Annotated in this window: 2 protein-coding genes; both read right to left on the bottom strand. The window is 57.8% G+C overall.

Annotation, left to right across the window (positions count from 1 at the left end; translation table 11 throughout):
• The coding region (locus ACODJP_RS13700; RefSeq protein WP_422482450.1) for a hypothetical protein at window positions 1–995 on the bottom strand (995 nt) is incomplete at its 3' end.
• On the bottom strand, window positions 996–2,174 hold a 1,179-nt coding region (locus tag ACODJP_RS13695; protein WP_422482448.1), incomplete at its 5' end, for a hypothetical protein. It abuts the gene before it with no gap.

Raw genomic sequence — 2,174 nt, 5'->3', positions numbered from 1 at the left:
CCGCTTTCGGCGGTGAACTCGGTGCGCACGTTCGAGACGGCGATGATGTCGCTCGATCCCACGATATCGATCTCACTTGCCCCATTGCAGGCTTCGATCAGAGCGGGAGTGCGAAAGCTGTCCGTCTGGGCTTCGGTCCATTCGGCTTCGGTATAGATTTCACTGCCGTCGAAGTGCGCACCACCTTCCAGCTTGAGGTAACAATACGGGTGCCTATCCCCTCGTCCTGTGGTATTGCGGTACACCAGATAGTCGCCCGCCGTCCCTAAACGGGTAAAAGAAACCCGCGCACTCTTGTACTGGCGGATCTTCTTGGAAAGCGTGATCGCCTTGCCTCCCACCACAACCAAGTCGTCCTTATCGAGGGTGGGAAGGTTCTCAGTGGAAGTGCAGTCCATCTTGAACAGCCTCAGGTGTCCCAACGCATCGAAGTAATACACATGACCCAGTTCATACACCAATTGGTCCAGCAGCTCGCCGCAGGTTGCAGATCCATCCACGCTTCGGGTGACCGGTGCAGTGAGGGAAATGCAAGCCGGTGAGACAGTGATGCCCGCTCTTGTACAGATAGAGGCGATCGCCTCGCTGGCCGTGCAGTTGAATAGGTGCCGTCCACTTTCGATGAAGGCTTTTCCCAACAACCGGGTGCCGGTGTCCTCGATGGTGATCGCCAGCGCTTGCTTTCCGCTGTGGGTGAGCATCCAGTTGTAGCTGGTCGAAAGGTATCCGGTGAACAAGGTCTGTGTGCCGTCGGTGAGGGTGGCCTTCACATCGCCTTCTGTGGCAATGATGTCCTCGATTGCAAGGCAAGCCTTATCCAAGAGCAGATCAACCTGATTCGAAGCGCTTTTCAAGCCGGACAGCAGCTGTTGGTGGAAGGTGATCGACCTGCGTGCGATATGCTGTTCGCCGATCGTCTGTACCAAGGAGTGTCCCGCCTCCAGGTCGCCTCCCAGGAAGGTGAGGGTGAGGGTTGGATTGTGTATGTTTGCCATCTAAGTAACCCCGTAGTAATCAAGACGCTCGAACTCGCCTCGGATCATCCGGGCGAAGGCGCGCATCCCGTCGCTGCCGACAACCGGCGCCTGCTGGTAGATGTTGATGGTCACTTGCGTCGCTCCCTGATACCCTGCGTTTCCCACTGCTGTGGTGGTGGAGACCGCGTCGGTTGCCACGCTCCCCTGGTCGTAGACGGCATCGATGTTCGCCAGGCGATCAGCAAGGCCGCTGAAAGCGTCGCTGGAAAAGGATCCGGGACTGGATGCATAGCTTTTCTTTCTGAACGGGTGCACCAGGTTGTAGGCCGCGGTGGCAATCACGGACCCGAGGTACTGCACCCAGCTTCCGAGCCAGGAGAGCAGGTCGGCAACGTACTGCAGTGGGCTCATGAGGATCGTGAACGCCTTGGCCACCAACAGCAGGATGGGTGAGAATGCCATCATGATGCCGCTGATGACTTGGAAGACCGGTGCAAGGCTTTGGAGTACAGGGGTAAGGACCGCCATGAGGATGTTTCCCACCAAGGCGAACGCGGTGTGCAGCACATCCAAGACCGGCAGGAACAGACTTGCCAAGGTGGTCCCGATCCAGGTGAACACATCCACCAAAGGTTGGAACACCGCGGTGAGCGCCGGCTCCATCACCGAGACGAACCCCTGGAGGATGGTGAGCAGGATGCCCAAGGGAGAGAGGGTATTGTAGATGATGTCGATGATCGGTTGCAACGTTGATATGATCGCGGTAACCCCTCCCAGCATCTCGGTGGCCACCATGCCCATAAGGCCTCCGCTTACGTCCCCGAACAGGCCGGTGAACACACTGGTCAATCCATCGGAGAGCATCGAAGCGATCTGAGAGCCCATGCGGGTGTCGGTCTGCTTCGTGTTATCGGCTGTCTCCGCTGTGGAGGCTGCCGTGTCCTCACCACTGGAGGCGATCTGAGAAAGCAGCTTGCTCTGATTCGCTGCATCAGCCTTCTGGGCGATCGCCTCAAGATCAGGTGCGACAATCTCGTCCAGTGCAGTCTTGAAGTCAAGACCGATATCGCCGTACAGGGAAGAGACCATGTCGGCACTATTGAGAGCGACCGTCTGGGCGGTATCGATTGCATCGGTGAGCGCATCACGCAACAGCGGTCCCAGATTCTCGAAGCTCTGGTCGGCTTGCTGCTTGTA

The sequence above is a fragment of the Pleomorphochaeta sp. DL1XJH-081 genome (assembly GCF_049310885.1).
Lineage (GTDB): Bacteria > Spirochaetota > Spirochaetia > Sphaerochaetales > Sphaerochaetaceae > CAYZJV01.
Note: the sequence above shows the minus strand (reverse complement) of the source record. Positions and strands in the feature narration are given on the sequence as shown.